This window comes from Nocardioides sp., assembly GCF_035503875.1.
GTDB lineage: Bacteria > Actinomycetota > Actinomycetes > Propionibacteriales > Nocardioidaceae > Nocardioides.
Window position 1 is genome coordinate 1 of sequence record NZ_DATJTA010000045.1, and the last position, 20,247, is coordinate 20,247.

Annotated in this window: 17 protein-coding genes; 10 read left to right on the forward strand and 7 right to left on the reverse strand. The window is 71.6% G+C overall.

Going from position 1 to position 20,247, the window contains the following annotated elements; all coding sequences use genetic code 11:
• The first annotated feature begins 162 nt into the window (after positions 1 to 162).
• A complete protein-coding gene (locus tag VMF51_RS10600) occupies positions 163 to 960 on the forward strand; it encodes a tryptophan 2,3-dioxygenase (protein WP_325474392.1) in 798 nt (265 codons plus the stop codon).
• Positions 961 to 1,630: 670 nt separating this feature from the next.
• On the opposite strand, the gene bcp is transcribed toward VMF51_RS10600, so the two are convergent.
• The gene (gene bcp, locus VMF51_RS10605; RefSeq protein ID WP_325474393.1) at positions 1,631 to 2,113 is read right to left on the reverse strand and encodes a thioredoxin-dependent thiol peroxidase; all 483 of its coding nucleotides are present in this window, start codon (positions 2,111 to 2,113) and stop codon (positions 1,631 to 1,633) included.
• A gap of 109 nt (positions 2,114 to 2,222) precedes the next feature.
• Here bcp and VMF51_RS10610 point away from each other — a divergent pair, with 109 nt between their 5' ends.
• From VMF51_RS10610 to VMF51_RS10635, 6 genes are read left to right on the forward strand one after another with little or no spacing between them, the layout of a single operon-like run.
• Positions 2,223 to 2,909 carry an energy-coupling factor ABC transporter permease gene (locus VMF51_RS10610; RefSeq protein WP_325474394.1) on the forward strand — a complete coding sequence of 229 codons (687 nt, stop codon included), beginning with the start codon at positions 2,223 to 2,225 and terminating at the stop codon, positions 2,907 to 2,909.
• Positions 2,906 to 3,241: a PDGLE domain-containing protein gene (locus VMF51_RS10615; protein ID WP_325474395.1), complete on the forward strand. Its 336-nt coding sequence runs from the start codon at positions 2,906 to 2,908 to the stop codon at positions 3,239 to 3,241. Before VMF51_RS10610 ends, VMF51_RS10615 begins: the two co-directional genes overlap by 4 nt.
• Positions 3,241 to 3,936 (forward strand): cobalt ECF transporter T component CbiQ, encoded by a 696-nt coding sequence (cbiQ, locus tag VMF51_RS10620; protein ID WP_325474396.1) that lies wholly within the window; start codon positions 3,241 to 3,243, stop codon positions 3,934 to 3,936. Before VMF51_RS10615 ends, cbiQ begins: the two co-directional genes overlap by 1 nt.
• On the forward strand, positions 3,933 to 4,694 hold the full coding sequence (locus VMF51_RS10625) for an ABC transporter ATP-binding protein (RefSeq protein WP_325474397.1): 762 nt from the start codon (positions 3,933 to 3,935) through the stop codon (positions 4,692 to 4,694). The genes cbiQ and VMF51_RS10625 overlap by 4 nt, the downstream gene beginning before the upstream one ends.
• 43 nt (positions 4,695 to 4,737) lie before the next feature.
• A complete protein-coding gene (locus VMF51_RS10630) occupies positions 4,738 to 4,992 on the forward strand; it encodes a DUF3618 domain-containing protein (protein WP_325474398.1) in 255 nt (84 codons plus the stop codon).
• 4 nt (positions 4,993 to 4,996) lie between these two features.
• Entirely contained in the window at positions 4,997 to 5,320 is a 324-nt protein-coding gene (locus tag VMF51_RS10635) for a co-chaperone GroES (protein WP_325474399.1), read from the forward strand.
• A 1-nt stretch (position 5,321) separates the two neighbouring features.
• Here the strand turns inward: VMF51_RS10635 and VMF51_RS10640 are convergent, their stop codons facing one another.
• Complete coding sequence (locus VMF51_RS10640; RefSeq protein ID WP_325474400.1) at positions 5,322 to 6,518, reverse strand: hypothetical protein; 1,197 nt, start codon at positions 6,516 to 6,518, stop codon at positions 5,322 to 5,324.
• 182 nt (positions 6,519 to 6,700) lie between these two features.
• On the opposite strand from VMF51_RS10640, the gene VMF51_RS10645 reads away from it, so the two are divergent.
• Positions 6,701 to 7,357 carry an SDR family oxidoreductase gene (locus VMF51_RS10645; protein ID WP_325474401.1) on the forward strand — a complete coding sequence of 219 codons (657 nt, stop codon included), beginning with the start codon at positions 6,701 to 6,703 and terminating at the stop codon, positions 7,355 to 7,357.
• Positions 7,358 to 7,414: 57 nt separating this feature from the next.
• Here the strand turns inward: VMF51_RS10645 and VMF51_RS10650 are convergent, their stop codons facing one another.
• The 4 genes from VMF51_RS10650 to VMF51_RS10665 form a co-directional block, all read right to left on the reverse strand.
• Positions 7,415 to 12,634 carry an Ig-like domain repeat protein gene (locus VMF51_RS10650; RefSeq protein WP_325474402.1) on the reverse strand — a complete coding sequence of 1,740 codons (5,220 nt, stop codon included), beginning with the start codon at positions 12,632 to 12,634 and terminating at the stop codon, positions 7,415 to 7,417.
• A 38-nt stretch (positions 12,635 to 12,672) separates the two neighbouring features.
• Entirely contained in the window at positions 12,673 to 13,416 is a 744-nt protein-coding gene (locus VMF51_RS10655) for a cobalt transporter (RefSeq protein ID WP_325474403.1), read from the reverse strand.
• The gene (locus tag VMF51_RS10660; RefSeq protein WP_325474404.1) at positions 13,413 to 14,126 is read right to left on the reverse strand and encodes a hypothetical protein; all 714 of its coding nucleotides are present in this window, start codon (positions 14,124 to 14,126) and stop codon (positions 13,413 to 13,415) included. Before VMF51_RS10660 ends, VMF51_RS10655 begins: the two co-directional genes overlap by 4 nt.
• Before the next feature lie 134 nt (positions 14,127 to 14,260).
• Positions 14,261 to 15,106, reverse strand: a complete 846-nt coding sequence (locus VMF51_RS10665) for a sulfurtransferase (protein ID WP_325474405.1) — start codon at positions 15,104 to 15,106, stop codon at positions 14,261 to 14,263.
• Between the two features lie 228 nt (positions 15,107 to 15,334).
• Between VMF51_RS10665 and VMF51_RS10670 the strand changes: the two genes are divergently transcribed.
• Positions 15,335 to 16,624, forward strand: coding sequence for an HNH endonuclease signature motif containing protein (locus tag VMF51_RS10670; protein WP_325474406.1), 1,290 nt, complete (start codon positions 15,335 to 15,337; stop codon positions 16,622 to 16,624).
• A 21-nt stretch (positions 16,625 to 16,645) separates the two neighbouring features.
• The gene (locus tag VMF51_RS10675) at positions 16,646 to 17,467 is read left to right on the forward strand and encodes a type II CAAX endopeptidase family protein (protein WP_325474407.1); all 822 of its coding nucleotides are present in this window, start codon (positions 16,646 to 16,648) and stop codon (positions 17,465 to 17,467) included.
• Positions 17,468 to 17,470: 3 nt separating this feature from the next.
• Here the strand turns inward: VMF51_RS10675 and VMF51_RS10680 are convergent, their stop codons facing one another.
• Positions 17,471 to 19,681: an alginate lyase family protein gene (locus VMF51_RS10680; protein WP_325474408.1), complete on the reverse strand. Its 2,211-nt coding sequence runs from the start codon at positions 19,679 to 19,681 to the stop codon at positions 17,471 to 17,473.
• Positions 19,682 to 20,247: the final 566 nt, after the last annotated feature.

Consider the following 20,247-nt stretch of genomic DNA (forward strand, 5'->3'; position numbering starts at 1 on the left):
TCGGCCGAGATGACGCCCATCGCCTTGGCGGAGGACTGGCGGAACGCGGGGTCGCCCAGCATCGCGTAGACGTCCGCGAGCGGAGCGTCATAGCTGATCTCGTGTCGCAGCTTCATGGGCCGCATCATGCTGCATCCCCGGTACGGCGCATAGGTTGGCCCCATGTCAGAAGAGAACTTCGTCTCCTTCGGCGAGGAGGGTGCCAAGCTCACCTACGGCAGCTACCTCCGGCTCCCGCAGCTGCTCGACGCGCAGCACCTGGAGTCAGACCCGCCGGCGCACGACGAGCTGCTGTTCATCACCATCCACCAGGTCTACGAGCTCTGGTTCAAGCAGCTGCTGCACGAGGTCACGGCGGCGCGGGACGCGATGCTCGCGGGGGACCGGCTGTGGTGGGCGCAGCACCTGCTGCAGCGGGTGCACGTGATCGAGCGGACGCTGGTCCAGCAGGTCGACGTCCTCGAGACCATGACCCCCCAGGACTTCCTGGAGTTCCGCCAGCGGCTCGCGCCCGCGAGCGGCTTCCAGTCGGTGCAGTTCCGCGAGCTGGAGTTCCTCTCGGGCGCGCAGGACCCGGCGTACCTCGAACGGTTCCGGGGGATCACGCCCGCCGAGCGGGAGCGGCTGGACCGGCGGCTGGCCGAGCCGACGCTGTGGGACGCGTTCCTCTCGGTGCTCCGCGGGCACGACCTCGCCTGCTCGTCGGAGGAGGAGGTGGCCGCCTCGCTCCGGGTGGTCGCCCACGACCGGTCCCAGTACGCCGTCGTCTGGGCGCTCGCCGAGGCCCTCCTGCAGCACGACGAGCTGGCCGCGAGCTGGCGCGCCCGGCACGTCGTCATGGTGGAGCGGATGATCGGCGACAAGTCCGGCACCGGCGGGTCGAGCGGATCGACGTACCTCCGCTCGCGGGTGCCGCTGAAGTACTTCCCCGTGCTCTGGGAGCTGCGCTCCGCCCTGTGAGGGACGCTGGTTGAGGTGCGAGCGGAGCAGGCCGGACGCTGGTTGAGGTGCGAGCGAAGCGAGCCTCGAAACCCGGTGCGACGAGCAGCAGCCTTGCCCCCGGGCGTCGATTCTCGGGTCGCTGGGTTTCGAGGCTCAGGACTTCGTCCTTCGCGCCTCAACCAGCGGGGGTGGCGCTGGTTGAGGTGTGAGCGGAGCGAGCCTCGAAACCTGGTGGGACGGGAAGCGGCCGTGCCCCCGGCGCCGATTCTTGGGTCGCTGGGTTTCGAGGCTCAGGACTTCGTCCTTCGCGCCTCAACCAGCGGGGGCGGAGCGGGGGGTGGCGCTGGTTGAGGTGTGAGCGGAGCGAGCCTCGAAACCTGGTGCGACGGGAAGCAGCCTTGCCCCCGGCGCCGATTGTCTGCTCGCTGGGTTTCGAGGCTCAGGACTTCGTCCTTCGCGCCTCATCCAGCGGGGGGTGGCGCTGGTTGAGGTGCGAGCGGAGCGAGCCTCGAAACCTGGTGGGACGACAAGCAGCCGTGCCCCCGGCGCCGATTCTCGGGTCCTGGGTTTCGAGGCTCAGGACTTCGTCCTTCGCACCTCAACCAGCGTGGGCTCAGGACTTCGTCCTTCGCACCTCAACCAGCGTGGGCTCAGGACTTCGTCCTTCGCACCTCAACCAGCGCGGGGATCAGGCGTCGTTGAGGGCGAGGTCGCGGCGGAGCTTGGCGACGTGGCCGGTGGCCTTGACGTTGTACTGGGCGAGGAAGACCTTGCCGTCCTCGTCGACGACGATCGTGGAGCGGATGACGCCCTCGACGACCTTGCCGTAGAGCTTCTTCTCACCGAACGCGGCGTACTGCTTCATGACGGACTTGCCCGGGTCGGAGAGCAGCCGGATGCTGAGCGACTCCTTCTCGCGGAACTTCGCCAGCTTCTCGGGCTTGTCGGGGGAGATGCCGAGGACCTCGTAGCCGGCGGCCTGCAGCGAGTCGAGCGAGTCGGTGAAGTCGCACGCCTGCTTCGTGCAGCCCGGGGTCATCGCGGCGGGGTAGAAGTAGACGATCACCTTGCGCCCGAGGAAGTCGGCGAGGGCGACCTCCGCACCGGTGTCGTCGGTGAGGGTGAACTCCGGTGCGGTGTCGCCGGGGCTGAGGCGGGTGGTGTCGCTCACGGGAAACTCCTGGGTTCTCGCCGCTAATGCCAATGATGTGCAACAGCGATAGAGTCGGCTGGTTCGGGTACGCGGTCCCGAATCTACCGACGACCGGAGGAGTGTCCTCGTGCACGTCCCAGACGGATTCCTCGACGCGCCGACCTCGGTCGCGACCGGCGTGGTGGCCGTCGCCGCCGTCGGTGTCGCGCTCCGCAAGGCCCGCACCGAGCTCGACGACCGCACGGCCCCGATGGCGGGCCTGGTCGCGGCCTTCGTCTTCGCCGCCCAGATGATCAACTTCCCGGTCGGGGCGGGGACCAGCGGACACCTCCTCGGCGGTGCGCTCGCGGCGGTGCTGGTCGGTCCGTGGACCGCGGTGCTGTGCATCTCCGTGGTGCTGATCGTCCAGGCGCTCTTCATGGCCGACGGCGGGATCACCGCGCTCGGCACCAACATCACCCTGATGGCCGTGGTCGGCGTCGCGGTCGGCTGGCTGGTCTTCGTCGCGCTGCGGGCGGTGCTCCCGAAGCGCCTCGGCAGCGTCCCGCCGGCGGCGGCGATCGGCGCGCTGCTCTCCGTCCCGGCCGCTGCGGCCGTCTTCACGCTGCTGTTCGCGATCGGCGGGCAGGCGCCCGTCGAGACGGGCAAGGTCCTCACCGCGATGGTCGGCTGGCACGTGGTGATCGGCGTCGGCGAGGCCGTCGTCACCGCGCTGGTCGTCGGCGCGGTCGTCGCGGCCCGGCCCGACCTGGTGTACGGCGCCCGCCCCCTGCTGGCCGCGCGCACGCTCGAGATCCGGAAGGCCGTCGCATGAGGTCCCGCACGTTCTTCGTCGCCGGGCTGCTCCTCGCCCTGCTCGTCGCCGGGGTCGCCAGCTACTACGCGAGCAGCCACCCCGACGGCCTGGAGTACGTCGCCGGCAAGACCGGTTTCCTCGACTCGGCCGAGGACTCGCCGACCGCCGACAGCCCGCTGGCGGACTACCAGACCGAGGGCGTCGACAACGAGCGGGTCAGCGGCGGGCTGGCCGGCGTGGTCGGCGTACTCCTGGTGCTCGGGCTGGCGGGCGGTCTCGCCTGGGGCGTACGACGTCGCGGCTCCGCGGAGCACGACCAGGACGAGCAGAAGGACGAGGCGATCCACTAGTGGGCGCCGGCCACGGCCACCGGCTGCACTTCCACGGGCACAGCCCGGTCCACCGGGCGCCGGCCCACGTCAAGCTGCTGGTGCTGCTGGGCTTCGTGCTCACCGTGGTGGCGACACCGCGAGAGTGGTACGCCGCCTACGCGGTGTTCCTCGTCGTGCTGCTCGGCGTGATCGCCGTGGCGCGGGTGCCGTACGGCTACCTCGCCAAGCGGATGGTGGTCGAGGTGCCGTTCGTGGTCTTCGCAGTGCTGATGCCGTTCGTGGCGACCGGCCCGCGCACCGAGGTGCTCGGGGTGAGCGTCTCCGAGGCCGGCCTGCTCGCGGCCTGGGCGTTGCTCGCCAAGGGCACGCTCGGCGTCCTCGCCTCGCTCACGCTGGCCGCCACCACCGAGCCGACGGCGGTGCTCGCCGGGCTGCAGCGGCTCCGGATGCCGGAGCTGCTGGTGCAGATCATGGGCTTCATGATCCGCTACCTCGACGTCGTCACCTCCGAGATGGGGCGGATGATGACGTCCATGCGCTCCCGCGGCTGCGAGCCCCGCTCGCCCCGGCACTGGCCGGCCCTGGCCCGGTCCCTCGGCGCCCTGTTCATCCGCAGCTACGAGCGTGGGGAGCGGGTCCACCTGGCGATGGTGTCGCGCGGCTACACCGGCCGGCTGCCCGAGGCCGTGCGCACGACGGGGGAGTCCGCGTGACCACACCGGTGCTCGACGTCCACGGTCTCGCCTACGCCTATCCCGACGGTCACCAGGCGCTCTTCGGGGTGGACCTGCACGTCCACCGTGGCGAGCGGGTCGCGCTGCTCGGTCCGAACGGGGCGGGCAAGACCACCCTGGTGCTGCACCTCAACGGCATCCTGACCGGTGGCGCGGGGAGCGTCGCCGTCAGCGGCCTCCCGGTCACGAAGGCCAACCTGCAGGAGATCCGGCGCCGCGTCGGCATCGTCTTCCAGGACCCCGACGACCAGCTGTTCATGGCCTCGGTCCGCCAGGACGTCGCGTTCGGGCCGGCCAACCTCGGGCTCCGCGGCGCCGAGCTCGACCGCCGGGTGATGGCGGCGCTCGACCGCGTCGGGATGGCCGACTTCGCCGACCGGCCCCCGCATCACCTCTCCTTCGGTCAGCGGCGCCGGGTCGCCGTCGCGACCGTGCTCGCCATGGAGCCCGAGATCCTGGTGCTCGACGAGCCGTCGTCGAACCTCGACCCGGCCTCGCGCCGCGAGCTCGCCGACATCCTCCGCTCGCTCGACGTCACCGTCCTGATGGTCACCCACGACCTGCCGTACGCCCTGGAGCTGTGCCCGCGCTCGGTCGTGCTCAGCGGGGGCGCGGTGGTCGCGGACGGGCCGACGTACGACGTACTGACCGACGACGAGCTGATGCGGGCCAACCGGCTGGAGCTGCCGTTCGGCTTCGACCCCCGGACCACGCGGTTGGCCCCACCGACGGGTTGATAGCCTCCACCCCGACCAGAGGATCGGCCCCCGAGGAGACGATGTGAGCACGGGCAACGACACGTCCGCCCTCGAGCGTGAGATCGAGGAGACCCGCGAGCGGCTCGCCACGACGATCGACCAGCTGCTCTACCGCTCCAGCCCGAAGACGATCGTCGGCCGCGAGGTCGCCTCGATGAAGGCCCACTTCGTCGACGTCCGGACGGGCGAGCCGCGCACCGACAACATCCTCAAGGTCGTCGGTGGCGTCGTCGGCGCGATCGCCCTGATCGTCGTGGTCCGGAAGGTCGTCAGCTAGCTCCATGAGCGACAAGACCCCCATCAAGATGCTGCACGACCGCATCCTCGTGGAGGTCGACCGCGACGCCGGCGAGCGTCGGTCGACCGGTGGCATCGTGATCCCCGCGACCGCGGCCATGGGCGCCCGCCGGCTGTCCTGGTCGAAGGTGGTCGCGGTCGGTCCCCAGGCGCGCGCCGTCGTGGCGGGCGACCAGGTGCTCTTCGACCCCGAGGACAAGTCCGAGGTCGAGGTCCACGGCGAGACCTACATCGTGATGCGCGAGCGCGACGTGCACGCCGTCGCGGCCGACCGGCTGGGCGACGAGGCCACGGGCCTCTACCTCTGACTCAGCGCTTCGCCCGCTTCGCCACGACCTTGACCTTCAACGTCGGGCTGGTCGCGCCGGTCACCGTGTCGGTGCTCGGGACCACCAGGCGGTAGGCGTAGGTGCCGGTGCGGCGCTCCTTCGGGAACGTCACCCGGACGGTGCCGGCCGAGCTCGCGACGGTCTTGAGCGTGCGCCAGGTGCCCTGGGCGCGGCGCTGCAGGACGACGGACTCGAGGCCGGTGAGCGTGACGGCGTCGGCACCGACGGCCTTGCCCTTCGCGACCCGCACGGTGCCGGCCGCGAACCCGGCGATCGTGGTCCGGGTGGGTGCCGCGGGCGCCGCGATGGGCTGGTGCGTCGGCTGGGCGGCGGGCTGGTCCGTGGTCTCGGTGGCGGCGTCGGGGCCGCACGCGAGCGCGCCCTGCCAGTGGTAGTTGGTGCCCGCGACCTGGACCCAGGAGACCGTGTACGACGCCACGCCGGCCGGCCAGTTGCGGTGCTGCGAGTAGGTGAAGCCGGTCGTGCCGGACCAGGTGCCCCGGTCGAGGTGGTAGTTGAGCGTGACCTCGCCCCGGTCGGTGCGGATCCGGATGTTGACGTCGTTGGCCTGGCCCTCCGGGAGGTTGGCCGGGTAGCGCACGGTCAGCGCGTCGCAGGTCGGGGCGGCGTACTGCCAGTTCCAGTCCCAGGGCTCGATGGCCGGGGCCGGGTCGCTGGGGATCTCGGTCTCGGGCTCGGTGGGGGTCTCCGGCACGACCGGGACCTCGGGCTCGGCGGGGACCTCGGGCTCAGCGGGAACCTCGGGCTCGGCGGGCGTCTCGGGGACCTCCGGCTCGGCGGGGACCTCGGGCGTGGTCGGCTCGGTGGGAGCGGTCGGAGTGGCGGCGCCGTACGCGACCGAGTAGTGCGAGACGGCCTTGCCGCTCGGGTGCTTGATCACCAGCGTGGTGACCGGAGCCGCCAGGGTGACGTTGACGGGGCCGTTGCCCTGCTGGACGCTGCCGGCCTTCACGCAGTAGCCGGTGATGACCTTGCCGGCGGGCGCGGTGACGGTGACCGACGACGGGTTGCCCGTGGTGTCGATCTTCCCGGAGTCCAGCCCGACGCAGACCTGGCCGGTGTTGGCGGCGGTCGCGGGCGCGGCGAGCGCGGTGAGGGCCGGGACGACGGTCACGGCGGCCGCGACGACGGCGACGGCAGCGGATCGAGTGCGCATCTGGTGCTCCGGGGTTCGGCTGGTGGCGGAGGGATCGAACACGAGGAGCGTGTCAGCGCGCAGACACCTCGACCAGGGGCTTCGGGCAACCTCGGGGGCGCCTTGTCGGAGGTTTGAGGTTTCCTTGAGGTGGGCCGATCCGGAGGCCGCCGGACCGGGGCGACGGTGGCTACGGTGGGGCCATGAGCGCACGAGTGGTGGTCGTGGTCGGGGCGGGTCCCGGGGTCAGCGGTTCGCTGGCCCGGGCGTACGCCGCGGAGGGCTGGTCGGTCGGTCTGCTGGGGGCCGACGGCGAGCGGGTCGTCGAGCTGGCGGGACAGGTCCGCGAGGCCGGGGTGGAGGTCGAGTCGGCGGTCGTCGACGTGACCGACACCGAGGCGGCGGCCCTCGCCGTACGCCGGGTGGCGGAGCGGTTCGGCCACGTCGACGTGCTGCACTTCAACCCCAGCGCGTTCCGCGAGAAGGACCCGCTCGAGCTGACCGTCACCGAGCTCCTGGCCGACGTGGCGCTGGGCGTCGGTGCGCTGCTGACCGCGGTGCAGTCCACCCGGCCCTACCTCTCGGCGGGCGGTCGGATCACCGTCACCGGCAGCATGGCCGCCGACCAGCCGTGGAACCGCGCGGCCTCGCTGGGCGTGCAGAAGGCCGGGGTGCGCAACCTCGTGCACAGCATCGACGCCACCCTGAAGGAGGACGGCATCCGGGCCGTCTCGGTCACCGTCCGCGGCACCCTCGGCTCCGAGGGCCCGTTCACGCCCGACCGGGTCGCCGAGGCGCTGCTCGCCGCCGCCCGCCAGGACGAGGCGGGCTGGCGCACCGAGATCCCGTACGAGGGATAGGCGAAGGCCCCGCCGGCGCACCGGCGGGGCCTCCTGCTGGGCCAGCTCGTCGACCGGTCAGCGCCGGCGGGGCTTCACCACCTTCACGGAGAAGGTGGTGCGGCTGGCCGACACGTCGGCGCTGCCGAGGTAGCGCACCGAGAAGGTCCGCCGGCCCGGCCGGTACGCCGCCTTCAGGCGCACCACTGCGCGACCGTTGCGGTTCACCGTGGCGGTGCCGACCCGGCGGGCGCCGTACCTGATCTCGACCCGGCCGGTCGGCCGTACGGCGCCGGCGGCGACCCGCACCCGGACGGCGAACTTCTTGTTGCGCGTCACCTTCCGGGGGCTCGGAGTGGCGGTGACCGACGAGGCCCGCGGCGGACGGGCCGTGACCCGCAGGGCCGTCGTCGTACTGGTCGCGGCGAGTGCGTCGTTGCCCGAGTACGCGACGGTGAGGACGTGGTTGCCGACCCCGAGGGTGCTCGGGACCCGCACGGTCGCGAGGTCGGACGCCACCGCGGCGGTGCCGAGCACGCTGCCGCCCTTGCTGACGGTGACGGTGCCCGACGTGGGCAGCCCGGCACCGTCGACCCGCACCGAGACCGAACCGGCGGCGCCGGCGGTGATCGGCGCGGCCTGCGCGGTCAGCAGCGCACCGCCACGCTCGACGGTGAGCGTCGCGGCGGTGCTCGCCGGCTTCAGGGCGTCGCTGCCGCTGTAGTCGACGGTGAGGGTGTGCGTTCCGGGCCGGGTGCCGGCCGGGATCTCGACCGAGGCCACGCCGTCCACGACCTCGGCGGACGCCAGCGGCGTGCCGTCCTGGCCGATCGTGACCGTGCCACTGGTGTCCCGGGCACCGGAGACCGTGACCGGGATGGTCGCGGCCGAGCCGTACGCCACGGTGGCAGGGTCGGCTGCGAGGGTGGCGTCGACCTGACCGGTCCGGAAGACGGCCGGCTCGGCGACGGCCGTGCCGCCGTCAGCGGTCTCCGCCGCCACGATCCAGCCGTACGACGTCCCGGCGTCCAGGCCGGTCCAGGTCGCCGTCGCGGTCTCGCCGGTGCTGACCTCGTCGGTGCCGATCACCTCGGTGGGGACGTACGCGGCGACCGAGTCGGTGCTGAACGAGGTCTTCCGGGTGGTGAGGTCGACCGGCAGCACCAGGTTGTCCTCCGCGCCGTTGTAGCGCGGCTTGGTCTGGCTGCCGTCGGCGCGCAGGTCGTACTCCGTGGCGCCGAAGTCGTCGAAGTACGGCGAGTAGGTGTCGATGCTCATCTCGCCGCGCTCGACGTCGAACTGCAGCATCCGCAGGAAGCTGGCGCCGAACTGCAGCCGGTCGGTCGACCGGTGGTCGGCCTCGCCGTCACCGTCGACGTCGATGTCGCCGTTCTCGTCGACCTTGTCGGGGAACAGCTGCGCGGCGCTGACCGTGTAGAACTGGTAGTCCGCGAGCAGCTCGACGACGTTGTGGAACACGGTCGCCCCGCCCTTGACCTTCGTCTTGAGGTTGGTGCCGACGCCGTGCTCGTGGCCCGCGAGGACCAGGAAGACGTTGGCGTTCCGCTCCACGATCTGCTTGTAGAGGAACGACCCGTCGGGTGCGGCGAAGGCCGCCCCGCGGGCGTCGGGCGCCGTCGACGGCTTGAGGTAGTCGTGCGACAGCAGGATCCCGTTGCGGTCGTGGTAGCGCTCGAAGATCGAGCTCGCCCAGGCGGCCTCCTCCTTCGTCACGCCGTAGGACAGGCCGACGGAGACGAAGTCGAGCCCGCCCGCCGAGAACAGCACGTAGTTGTTCTGGCTGTCGGTGCCGGGCTCGACGACCGTGCCGTCGGCGGCGGTCTGCTCGTCCCAGGTGTGGTACGACGCGCCGGCCGGCCACCGCTGGGCCGCCTGGTAGTACCGCTCCGGGCTGAACGTCCGGCTGAACCGCGAGGTCGCGCCGGTCTCCGCGCCGAGCTGGTTGTCGTGGTTGCCCGCGATGACCTGGTTGACCACGCCGGCGTCGTCGAGGATCTTGTGGAAGCCCGAGGTCTGCTCGAACTCGCGGTCCACCTGCTCGGAGAGTCCCGGCCGGACCAGCTGGCCGGAGCCGTCGCGCAGGTCGGGGTTGTGGTAGTCGTTCTCGATGATGTCGCCGGTGTGGGCGTTGAAGGCGATCTTGCGCTCGTCGGCGTTGTCGGCGATCCACTGCGTGGTCGCGCGGTACGCCGCCTGCCAGATCGCCTGCTCGTCGGCGGCCATCACGTCGGAGTCCTCCGCGACGCCGTCCCAGTCGTCGTAGGTGCCGCCCGCGGCGCCCTCGGCGAGGTACTGGGTGTCGGTGAAGTGGGTGATCGCGAAGTCGTAGTCCTGCGGGTCCTCGAAACGGTCCTTGTCGTCCTGGGCGGAGGCGTCGCGCGGCGACAGGTCGTCGGCGAACGGGTCCTCGCCGGTGACCAGGACGTGCACGATGCCGGCGTCGAGGAACGCGGGCCGGGTCGGGGCGGTCAGGACCGTGTTGCCCTCGGTCCGGCCGCGGGCACTGGTCAGCACGACCCACTCCTCGGCCCGGGTGTCCCAGGCGCGCAGGGACACGGTCCGGGCCGGGTCGATGACGCCCTCCCAGCGCAGCACCGGGTCGCTCGCCTCGGCCCCGACCTGGAGGTCGTAGCGCTGGAAGACCACGTCGCCGCTGGAGGGGGTGTCGATGCTCCGGCTGTCGAACGGCTGGAGCGAGCGGATCCGGGTGACCGGGTCACCGGCCACGTCGAGCCGGGTCGGCACCTCGGCCGCCGTGCCCTGGTAGCCGCTGGTCGGGAGCACCACGTCGGCCTGGGTGAAGGTCGCCGTCACCGGGACCCCCTGCTCGCCGCCGAGGGTCGCCGACAGCTCGGCGCTGTCGCCCTCGACCGTCGAGTCGAGTGCGGAGGGGATCTCAGGGATAGAGACGGAGCTGAACTCGACCGTCCGGGTCGCGGCGTTGCCGAGCGAGTCGACGGTGTCGATGCTCAGCACGTGCGGTCCGGCCGCGAGGCCGTGGCCGATCTCGGTGCCGTTCTCGATCGGCTCGCCGTCGAGCCGGATGCTGCTGGTGGCGACGCCGGTGGCGTCCTCCAGCTGCAGGGCGAGGACGACGGTGGAGGCGAGTCGCTGTCCCGCGGCCGGCACGCTGCTGGCGACCACGGGGGCGGAGTTGTCGACGGTGAACCGGCGGGTCGAGGACTTGTCCCCGACGGTCGCGGTGACCGTGTGCCGGCCGTCGGTCAGCTCGGTGCTGTCCAGGTCGGCGCGCAGGCCCTGCGCGGGCAGCGCCGCACCGTCCTCAGCGGTGAGCTCGAAGCGGTACTGCGCGTCGTAGGCGTAGTTGTGCGACGACCCGCAGGTCCCGTCGCCGAACCAGGTCGTGATCGGCTGCCCGGCGGCGTACGACGAGGAGCCGATCGTGACCGTCTTGCCGGCCACGAACCGGGTCAGCGGAGTGGCCGCGCCCGCGGCGGGGACCAGCTCGACGTCACGAACCAGGAAGTCGTCGTAGTTGTCGCAGCCGCCGGGGTTCCGGCTGCCGTGGTTGGAGCCGGCGACGATCTCGACGACGTTGGTTCCCGGCACCAGGTACTCGTTCGGGACGACCAGGTCGGCGGTCTCCTGGACCCACCGCTCCAGCGGCATCGAGATGCCGTTGATCCGGACGAGGTTGTCGTACCCGTCGTCGGTGCCGTTCCCGCCGATCCACATCCGCAGGTGCGCGTCGCCGCTGCCGAGGGTCTCGATGGTCCGGGTGGTCGGCGCGCCCTCGATGGTGAAGGGGAGCACCAGGTCGACCATGTTGGTGGCCGGCGCACCGCAGGTGCCGTCGCCGAGGTTCCAGGTCGGGTGGCCGTCGGCCGTACCGGTCTTGACGACGCCGGAGGAGCCGACGGTGCCGAGGGTGGCGGTGCCGGTCTCCAGCAGCAGCTGGAGGGAGTCCTGCCAGATCTTGAAGTCGTCGCGGTTGGCGCAGGTCACGCCGCCGCTGGTGCCGTTGTAGTCCCCGGTGACCACCGTGAGCGTGTTGGCACCCGGGCGGAGGAGGCGGTTCGGGAGCTGGATCTCGACCTCCTCGGAGCCGGACTCGCCGTAGTCGCCGCCGAGGGAGATCCGGTGGCCGTTGACCTCCAGCCGGTTGTGGTAGCGCGCCTCGACGGAGTTGCCGGAGGCGATGGTGAGCCGCAGCGTGGCGGTGCCCGCGGCCAGGGTCTCGGCGTTGTGGGCCGGCTCGTCGTCGACCTCGAGCGAGGAGACGGTGCCTTCGTCGCCCACCCGGACCGCGGCCGTGACCGGCTGGTCGCCGTGCACGACGGTGCCGTCCGAGGGACGCAGCTGCGGGGCACCCGCCGGGGAGTTGTTGACGCTGAACGCCGCGCTGGCCTGGGCGCCCGACGCGGTCGTCGCGGTCAGGGTGTAGTCGCCGTTCTCCAGCTCCCGGGTGTCCACGTCGGCCTGCAGCCCGTGGGTCGTCCCGGGGTCGCCGCTCACGATGAAGGAGAGGTCGACCGTGTCGACCTTGGTGCCGCCGTCCCCGCAGATGCCGTCGGAGAGCGTGTAGCTGAAGTTGTTGCCCTCACCGTCGACCACCACGCCGAGCGAGCTGACGCTCAGGCTGGAGACGGTGAAGTCGTCCTTGTTGATGCACCAGACACCCTCGCCGTTGGGGTTCACGTTCCAGTTGCCGGCGGGCACGTTGGGACGCGAGCTGGTCGCTGCGTAGTACGCCGGCGAGCCGTCGGCGTGCACCGTGATGGTGTTCTCGCCGGGCCGGAGCCACTTCGTGGGGAAGGGCAGGCTGGCGTGCTCACCGCCGGCGATCGTGGGCAGGTAGTTCCGGTCCGCCTTGTCGGCGTCGTCCTCGCCGTGGCCGTTGACGGTGAAGTAATTGCCGAACTCCGCCCCGGTGCCGTTCCCGCCCATGTCCAGGTCGAGGTACGACGTCCCGGCGGACCTCGCGGCGCCCGCGCCGTCGGTGAGGGTCCTCACGACGGCACCGGCGCCGTCGGCGATGGTCAGCGAGGCGACCGGGTCGCCCGCGATCGTGGCCTCGGCGCCGAGCTCGGCGACGCCCTCCAGGGTCTCGCCGCCCTGCAGGCCGAGGACGGGGTCGCCGCCCTCGGTCGCAGCAGGGGCTGCTGAGGGGGCTGGGGTGGGAGCTGCAGGTGCTGCGGCGGGTGCCGGTCCGGGGGCGGCGTACGCCGACCCTGTGCCCGCGACCAGCGCCAGGACGGCCGTGGACGCGACGAGGGCCGTGCGGCCCCGCCTGCCCGTGACCAGCTGGTGCTTCATCGGTGGGTGTCTCCTTCGTGGGGGTGTGAGGCAGTTCTTCAGGCAGTGGTGAGGCCCACCACGGCGAGCGCCGTGATGGCGCCGCCGAGCAGCGTGATGCCGCCGGCGGCGAGAGCGGGGGCCGCGCGGGAGGCGAGGCGGAGGGCGGCGACGGACTCGCCGCCGCGGACCAGGGCGGTGCTGCCGGCCAGGGCGAGGAGGCCGACCCCGACCAGGACGACGGCCATGCCGAGACCGAAGACGACCACCAGCAGCAGCGCGAGCGCCGCCCGACCGGTGAACAGGCCGGTGACGAGGACGAGGAACGCCGAGGGGGACGGCACCAGGCCGCCGGAGATGCCGAGCAGCACGAGGCCCGGGCGGCTCAACGCCTGGTCGTGATGGCCGTGGCCGTGACCGTGACTGTGGCCGTGGCCGTGGCCGCCGGTCCGGCGCCAGCGGCGCAACAGCCAGAGGCCGGTGCCGAGCACCAGCAGGCCGGAGACGAGCTGGAGGGAGGTGGTGAGCGTCTTCAGCTCGACCAGGCCCGAGAGGGAGAAGAAGGTCCAGGCGACGGCGATGACCAGGACCGAGCAGGTGTGCATGGCGGCGACCGAGCCGCCCATCCAGAGGGCGTCGCGGACCTTGCCCTGGGTGCCGACGATGTACGCGGCGGCCAGGCTCTTGCCGTGGCCTGGGCCGACGGCGTGGGCGGCCCCGGCCGCGAAGGCGACGAGGAGCGCGACCGGTGCGAAGCCGGGGGCCTCGACGAGGTGCTGCAGGCGCTCGCCGAGACCGGTCATGCCCGCGCCCGCTCTCGACCGCGGCGCCGGAACCAGACGAGTCCCGCCAGGACCGACAGCAGCAGGACGCCGAGCACCGCGCCGAGCTGGAGGGCGGCGCTGGTCCCGGAGGCCAGCCCGTCGCCGGACGGCTCGCCGTCGAGTGACCACGCGTGGGCGGGATCGTCGGCGCTGTAGACGGCTCGCTGTCCGTCGGGACCGGTCGCCATCGTGCGGTACGCCGGGTGCAGGTCGGTCAGCGTCGTCACGCTGACCTCGGCCTCCGTGACGGCGTCGGCGCAGTCGAAGCGGACCTCGGCGCCCCGCTCGGCCAAGGTCTCGGTGGCGCTCACCTCGCCGGCGCAGGGCGACCCGTCGCCCACGACCTCGATGTGCTCGAGGAGGTAGTCGCGGAACTCCGAGGACGCGGCGAGCGCGACCGCGTCGGCGTCCTCGTAGAACACCGCGCCGTCCAGCATCACCCGGTCCCGGGGGAGTACGCCGAGCGAGACGCCGAGCAGGGTGAGGTCGTCGGTGCCGCCGACCCGCCAGCGCACCCGGACGGTGCCGGGGGCGTCGACCGTGTCCACGGCGACCTGCTGGGGAGGTCCGAACGGATGGGCCTGCGCGGGGCCGGCGGCCAGCCCGGACAAGGACACCAGGACGGCGGTCAGGACGAGGACCAGGAACGGACGGCGGACCAGGCCGGGGCGCGGTAGGGCAGGGGACAACGCGGTGCTCTCCGAGTGCGAGTGGCGTGGGGCCGATGGGCACCCGGAGGGAGACCTTCACGGTCACGGGAGAACGGGCCGGACCGCGTCCGCGTCGTACGTCCGACGAGCAGGTGAACGCTAGGGAGCGTTCCTTAGTCCTGCTCCGGCGTCCCGCCCGTCGCCACCGGCCGGTCCGAGTTGCTCCACTGCGACCACGAGCCGGGATAGAGCGCGGCGTCGTACCCCGCGACGGCGAGGGCGGCGATCTCGTGCGCGGCGGTCACGCCGGACCCGCAGTACGCCGCCACGGGGACGTCGCCGGTGACGCCCACGCCTGCGAACCTCGCACGCAGCTCCGTGGCGGGGAGGAAGCGTCCGTCCGGGGCGAGGTTGTCGGTCGTGGGCGCGTTGACCGCGCCCGGGATGTGACCGGCCTTCGGGTCGACCGGCTCGGTCTCGCCGCGGAACCGCTCGGGCGCCCGGGCGTCGAGGAGTACTCCCCTCCCCGGAAACGCACCCGCGCCGTCGGCGTCGAGCACCGGCAGGGCGCCGGAGCGCAGCGTCACGTCGCCGCGCTCCGGCACGACGTCGTCGGTCGACAGCTCTCCACCGGCCGCGACCCACGCGGGCAGCGCGCCGTCGAGAAGCCGTACGTCGGTCACCCCCGCCCAGCGCAGCAGCCACCAGGCCCGCGCCGCGGCCAGGTTGCCGCCCCCGTCGTACGCCACGACGGTGCTGCCGGCCCGGACGCCCCAGCGGCGCGCCGACTCCTGCAAGGCAGCGACGTCGGGCAGCGGGTGCCGGCCGTCGGTCGGCTCTCCGTGCGCGGCGAGCTCGGTGTCCAGGCCGACGTACACGGCGCCGGGCACGTGGCCGCGCAGGTACTCGTCGTGGCCGGGCGGGCCGCCGAGGGACCAGCGGACGTCGAGGACGACGAGATCGGCGCCGGCGCGCGCCTGCAGGTCGCGCAGCTCATCGACGGTGATCAGCACGGTCATGACGTCCTCGTTCGGTTCAGCCGGGTCGGGGCGGTCCAGTCTGCCTCGTCGCAGCGGTCGGGACCCCGCCTGATGGTGCCGACCGCACCGATGTCCTGAAGCACAACTGTCACCGATGTCCTGCGACATGACACCCGCGCTTCTGTGGAAGACGAACACCATCGAACACACATTCGAGTAGAATCGAGGTACGAACTTCACCTCGCCGCTGAGCTCTCGGAGGCTCGCATGGACCACCCGATCCGCCTCGCCGCCCGCCAGATCGACGGTGCGTTGAAGTCGGTGGCCGATGTGAACCCGGCGTTCATGACCGCAACCGACAAGGCGGCTGCGTTGGTCGAGATCGCCTCACTCGAGGCTCGCGTAGCCGAGCTCCGGCTCCGGGTGACCGCAGACGCCTCGGACGTCGCCGAGGAGTCCGGCGCCCGCGACGTCGGCGTGTGGGCGGCGGCCGCGACCCACCGCCGCCGCAGTGACTGCGCGGCCGACCTCCGCCTGGCGCTCGCCCTGGCTGACCGACCGTTGCTCGCTACGGCGCTGCGCGAGGGGGCGGTGAACTTCGACCAGGCGCGCGTGATCGCGACAGCGCTGGCGGAACTCCCGGCGGACGTCGACGCCGCGCTCGTTGACCAGGCCGAAGAGGCGTTGGTGGGCTACGCCGCCCGCTTCGACCCCATCGAGCTCGCTCGCCTGGGCCGCCGGATCCTCGACGTGATCGCCCCGGAGATCGCCGAAGCCGTCGAGGCCCGCCACCTGGCCGACCTCGAAGCCTCCGCCCAGCACCGCATGCGCCTTGCCCTACGCGCCCTCGGTGACGGCACCACCCGGATCACCGGCCTGATCCCCGACGCCTCCGCGGCCCGGCTCGCGACCTACCTGCACGCCTTCACCAACCCCCGCCGCGACGACACCGACCCGGCCGAACCGACGCTGGTTGAGGTGCGAGCGAAGCGAGCCTCGAAACCCGGTGAGCCAAGCAGCGGCCCGGTGCCCTACGGCCGCAAGTCAGCGCAGGCGTTCTGCCAGCTCCTGGAGACCCTCGACCACAGCCGCCTCCCGATCCACGGCGGCGACGCCACCACCCTGGTCGTCACGATGAGCTTGGACTCGCTGCGCGCCGACCTCGCCACCGCCACACTCGGCAACCCGGCCCCCGGCGACTCCCACGACCGCATCACCGCCGACGAGGCCCGCCGCCTGGCCTGCACCGCAGGGATCGTCCCCGCAGTCCTCGACGGCCAGGGCGAGGTCCTCGACCTCGGCCGGAGCCAGCGGCTCTTCAATCGCGCACAGCGCCGTGCCTTCGCGCTCCGCGACAAGGAGTGTCGTGCCGAGGGTTGCCACATCCCCGCCCCGTGGTGCGAGGCCCACCATCGACATCCCTGGTCGACGGGCGGCCGCACCGACCTCGCCGACGGGATGCTGCTCTGCTCCCACCATCACCACCGAGCCCATGACCCGACCTACACGACCGAACGCCTCGCCGACGGAGACGTCCGCTTCCATCGACGGACCTGACGCCTGCGTAGGGTCGTGCTCGTGAACGGGCCGGTCGCGGGGAGAGCCGTGCTCGTCCTGGTCGTGCTCGGCGCACTCCTCGCGGGGTCGACGGCGCTCGCACCCGCGACGGGCGAGCCCTCCGAGCTGGCGACCCTGGCGTACAGGATCGCGGCGGGTGTGGTGATCAGCGTGGTCGCGGTCGGGCTGATCGCCGTACTGGTCCGGGCCGACGGCCGATGGACCATGGCTGACGTCGGCCTGGGCGACGTGCGCGCCGGCTGGCGTCTCGCGCTCTGGGGAGCCGGCCTGTGGCTGGTGCCGGCCGCGGCCACGTTCGGCGTCCTCGCCGTCCTCGGGACACCGCTGAGCGTCGCCGTGCCGGTCGCGGAGCTCGTGTCGACGGTGTCGCTGCTCCTGCTCGCCGTGCTGCTGACCGAGGCACTCCCCGAGGAAGCCGTCTTCCGCGGCTACCTCACCACCGCGCTCGGCACAACGCTCCGCGGGTGGTGGGTCGTCGTCGTCCAGGCACTCCTGTTCACGCTGTTCGCCGCCATCCTGCGCCAGGACTGGAATCCGACGGACCTCTCGCTCTTCCTGACGATGGGGATCGCATTCGGCTACCTGCGTATGGTCACCGGCACGGTCTGGATGTCCGTCGGCTCCCACACGGCGTTCCAGACCGGTGCGCAGCTCGTCCTGACCCACGACGTCGTCGACTTCGCCGGTGGCACCGCCGTCGCGATGCTCGCCCTGGGTGTCGTGCCCTTCACCGTCGCCGCCATCGTGCTCAGCTCGACCCCCGCGGCCCGCTGGGTCCCGGCTGCCCTCCGCACGCCGGGCGGAGGGCAGCCAGTGCTCTGACGGTCAGCAGGTCACGTCTCGGCCGTACAGCAGCGGGCTGGCCCACCCGAGCGCCTCGTACTCGTACGTGACACGGCCCCTCACGGTGCAGAGAACGGCCTTCGACGCCGAGGTCTCGAAGAGGCGATACGCGAACTCCCAGTAGCCGCTGCCGTTGTTCTGCGTGCAGAGCGGGAAAGCGGAGGAGTCCTCGCTCGCGTAGTAGCCGCTCCGCTGGGTGAAATGGGCCGGGGGAATGGCTCCGCCGCACGCGGCGGAGTACGACCAGAAGGGCGCGTAGAACTCGAAGGCGTCACCGAGCGTCACGCCGCGAGGGGTGGTGCGGGTGAAGAGCGTGTCGTCGTGACGGCTTGCGTGCGCCATCTGCGCCATCATCGTCAGCATCCCGAGTTGCATCTCGGAGTAGGTGAGCCCCCTGTGGGAGCCCGCGGTGTTGCCGTCCGGCGCTACGACCGTCCAGCTGCGGTACCGGTCGTAGATCTCGCCGAGCCACGCTCTCGGCTTGGAGAGGGTCAGCGTGGGATCGCCCTCGTAGAGAACGTCCTCGCACTCGAGCTGCCCGGTGCCGCCGCACGCTGGAAGAAGGACGCCGTTCATGACGGCTCGTACGTCGTCGGGGAAGGTGCCGTAGGAGTCCCGCAGCACGTCGTCAATCATCCGAGAGTCGTCTAGCGCGAGCCCGATGGCCAGCCGGCCCATCGTCATGGCCGTGACGTGATTCTGCCACCGCTCGCCGTAGTGGTAGCCGTTGCAGGGCTGGCCGGGTGCGGGCTGAGGCCAGCACATGAAGTCCTGACGTGACGTCTCGATGTGGTCTGCCAGACCGAGCAGCCACCGGTCGATCTTGTCGCGCTCAGCGACCGTGAACTCGTCGTAGAGAAGCGAGTAGGCAGTAGCGAAGCCGAGGATGGTGCGCCCGACCCGCATCCCGGCGCCCGAGCACTGGGAGGTCCCCGAGATCGTGCACGCGAACTGCTCGATCTGCGCCGGAGTGGCGGACGCCCACGCGGCGAGCATGCTCTTCGCGTTGTCGCGATAGCCGGTCAGTCCTTCGACGCGGTACACCAGGGCCGAGTCCCGGGCCCTCATCGAGGCCTGACGGGCCACGTCAAAGTAGTTGCCTTGGCTCAGGTAGTTGTTCTGCGAGGTGTAGGGGGTCGTCAAGGTGTAGGCAGGCGGCACCGCCGGCGGCGTCGTCGTCCCCTGGTGAGGCTCCCCGTAGGCGGCAGACCTCTTGGTCTGCAGGTAGGACTCCGCGTATGCGGGGTCGCCGGAGGCAAGTCGCTCCTGTGCCCGGGTGATCGTCGCGTCGTCGATCAGCACGACTGGCCGGGGGTAGATGAAGTTCTGGTGGCCGCGGATCCACCATGACCGTGGGAAGGTCTGGAAGGTCGCTCCCGAGCCCGCGACTCGTCGGTCCTGGTACTCCGCCACCGTGGCGGGACCGTTGACGGTGGGGACGGCGGCCAGTGCGGTCCCACATGGCCTGCCCCAGGTGAAGGTCTGCCACTGACCGGGGGTCGTCTCGTTCGTGTGGGCGAGGAACCAGCTGGAGCCTCGTTTGAGTCCGATGGTGTCATCACCGTCGCCGTCCCAGTCGCCGGCGACGGGGTCGTCGTTGGCCTGGCCCCAGGAGAAGGTCTTGTAGACGGCGGGGGTGGGGGAGTTGTCGGCTGCCAGCCGGTAGGTGTTGCCGTCCTTGGACTTCGTGCCGATGGTGTCGTCACCGAGGGTCTCGCCGGTGATCGGGTCCACGGTGCCGTTCCAGTTGCCGACGACGGGGATGTCGCTGGCGGCTCCCCACGTCAGGATCTGGTGGAGTCCGTTCGCGGGGTCGTTCGTCGCCCGCAGGAAGTAGGTGTTGTCTCGCTTGAGCCCGATCGTGTCGATCCCGTCGCCATCCCAGTCGCCCACGAGGGGGACGTCCGTGGGCCGACCCCAGGAGAGAGCGACGTCCCAGCTGCCGAGCGAGGAGCTGTTGCGGAGCAGAAAGGTGTTGCCCCGCCGAACTGCGGGACCGTCGATCCCGTCACCGTCCCAATCGCCGAACATGGCGGGATCCTCGGTGCGGACCTCGTTGCCGGGGCTTCCCGGGCAGGGGGGTTGAGCCGCTTGCGCCGGCGGTGGACCGGCCGGTCCACCGGTGATGGTCAAGAGGGACGCGGTGATCACGCCAGGGAGGAGGGAGACAAGGGCACGCCGAACACGCTGCATGGGGGGTCAGCCTTCGTGGGGTGAGGGGGCTGCCGGGGGGACGGCAGTGGACGAGACACTAGGGCTGTCCGTGTCCCCGTGGGTGCTTTCGACGCGATTGCCTGCCGACTGCAGGGTCGGCTCCAGAGAACGAGAAAGCCCCTGACCAACGTTTCCGCTGGCCAGGGGCTGTATCTGTACGCCATCAGGGACTTGAACCCCGAACCCGCTGATTAAGAGTCAAGGAAGTCAATGCGTGGACTTGCGTCCACTATCGTCGAATCCGTCCCGCTTTCGCGGGGCGAATCGTCGCACCCATACTCTAGCGTACGCACCCGCAAACGGGGGGCGCGCTCCCATATGGCTCCCACAATCCGGCCGGAATGTCGGTCGTCGGGGCGTCCCGGCGACCGAGACGGGCACCTGGTCTTATGCTAGCGGGAGTCCCGACCTGGCGGATAAGCCGGTAGTGCCCGCCGATCAGACCGCCATTGGAAGCCTGCGCCACGCCACCACCCTAGCGGGAGCCAGACCGTCGCGGGCCGTTTCACCAGCCACAGCTTCCGGCCGCATAAGGACTGGAATCA

Coding starts and splice junctions, on each gene's coding strand:
- VMF51_RS10635 (WP_325474399.1), top strand. CDS start 4,997: ATGAGCGACAAGACCCCCATCAAGATGCTGCACGACCGCATCCTCGTG.
- VMF51_RS10640 (WP_325474400.1), bottom strand. CDS start 6,518: ATGCGCACTCGATCCGCTGCCGTCGCCGTCGTCGCGGCCGCCGTGACC.
- VMF51_RS10600 (WP_325474392.1), top strand. CDS start 163: ATGTCAGAAGAGAACTTCGTCTCCTTCGGCGAGGAGGGTGCCAAGCTC.
- VMF51_RS10680 (WP_325474408.1), bottom strand. CDS start 19,681: ATGCAGCGTGTTCGGCGTGCCCTTGTCTCCCTCCTCCCTGGCGTGATC.
- VMF51_RS10665 (WP_325474405.1), bottom strand. CDS start 15,106: ATGACCGTGCTGATCACCGTCGATGAGCTGCGCGACCTGCAGGCGCGC.
- VMF51_RS10645 (WP_325474401.1), top strand. CDS start 6,701: ATGAGCGCACGAGTGGTGGTCGTGGTCGGGGCGGGTCCCGGGGTCAGC.
- VMF51_RS10670 (WP_325474406.1), top strand. CDS start 15,335: ATGGACCACCCGATCCGCCTCGCCGCCCGCCAGATCGACGGTGCGTTG.
- VMF51_RS10615 (WP_325474395.1), top strand. CDS start 2,906: ATGAGGTCCCGCACGTTCTTCGTCGCCGGGCTGCTCCTCGCCCTGCTC.
- VMF51_RS10655 (WP_325474403.1), bottom strand. CDS start 13,416: ATGACCGGTCTCGGCGAGCGCCTGCAGCACCTCGTCGAGGCCCCCGGC.
- VMF51_RS10650 (WP_325474402.1), bottom strand. CDS start 12,634: ATGAAGCACCAGCTGGTCACGGGCAGGCGGGGCCGCACGGCCCTCGTC.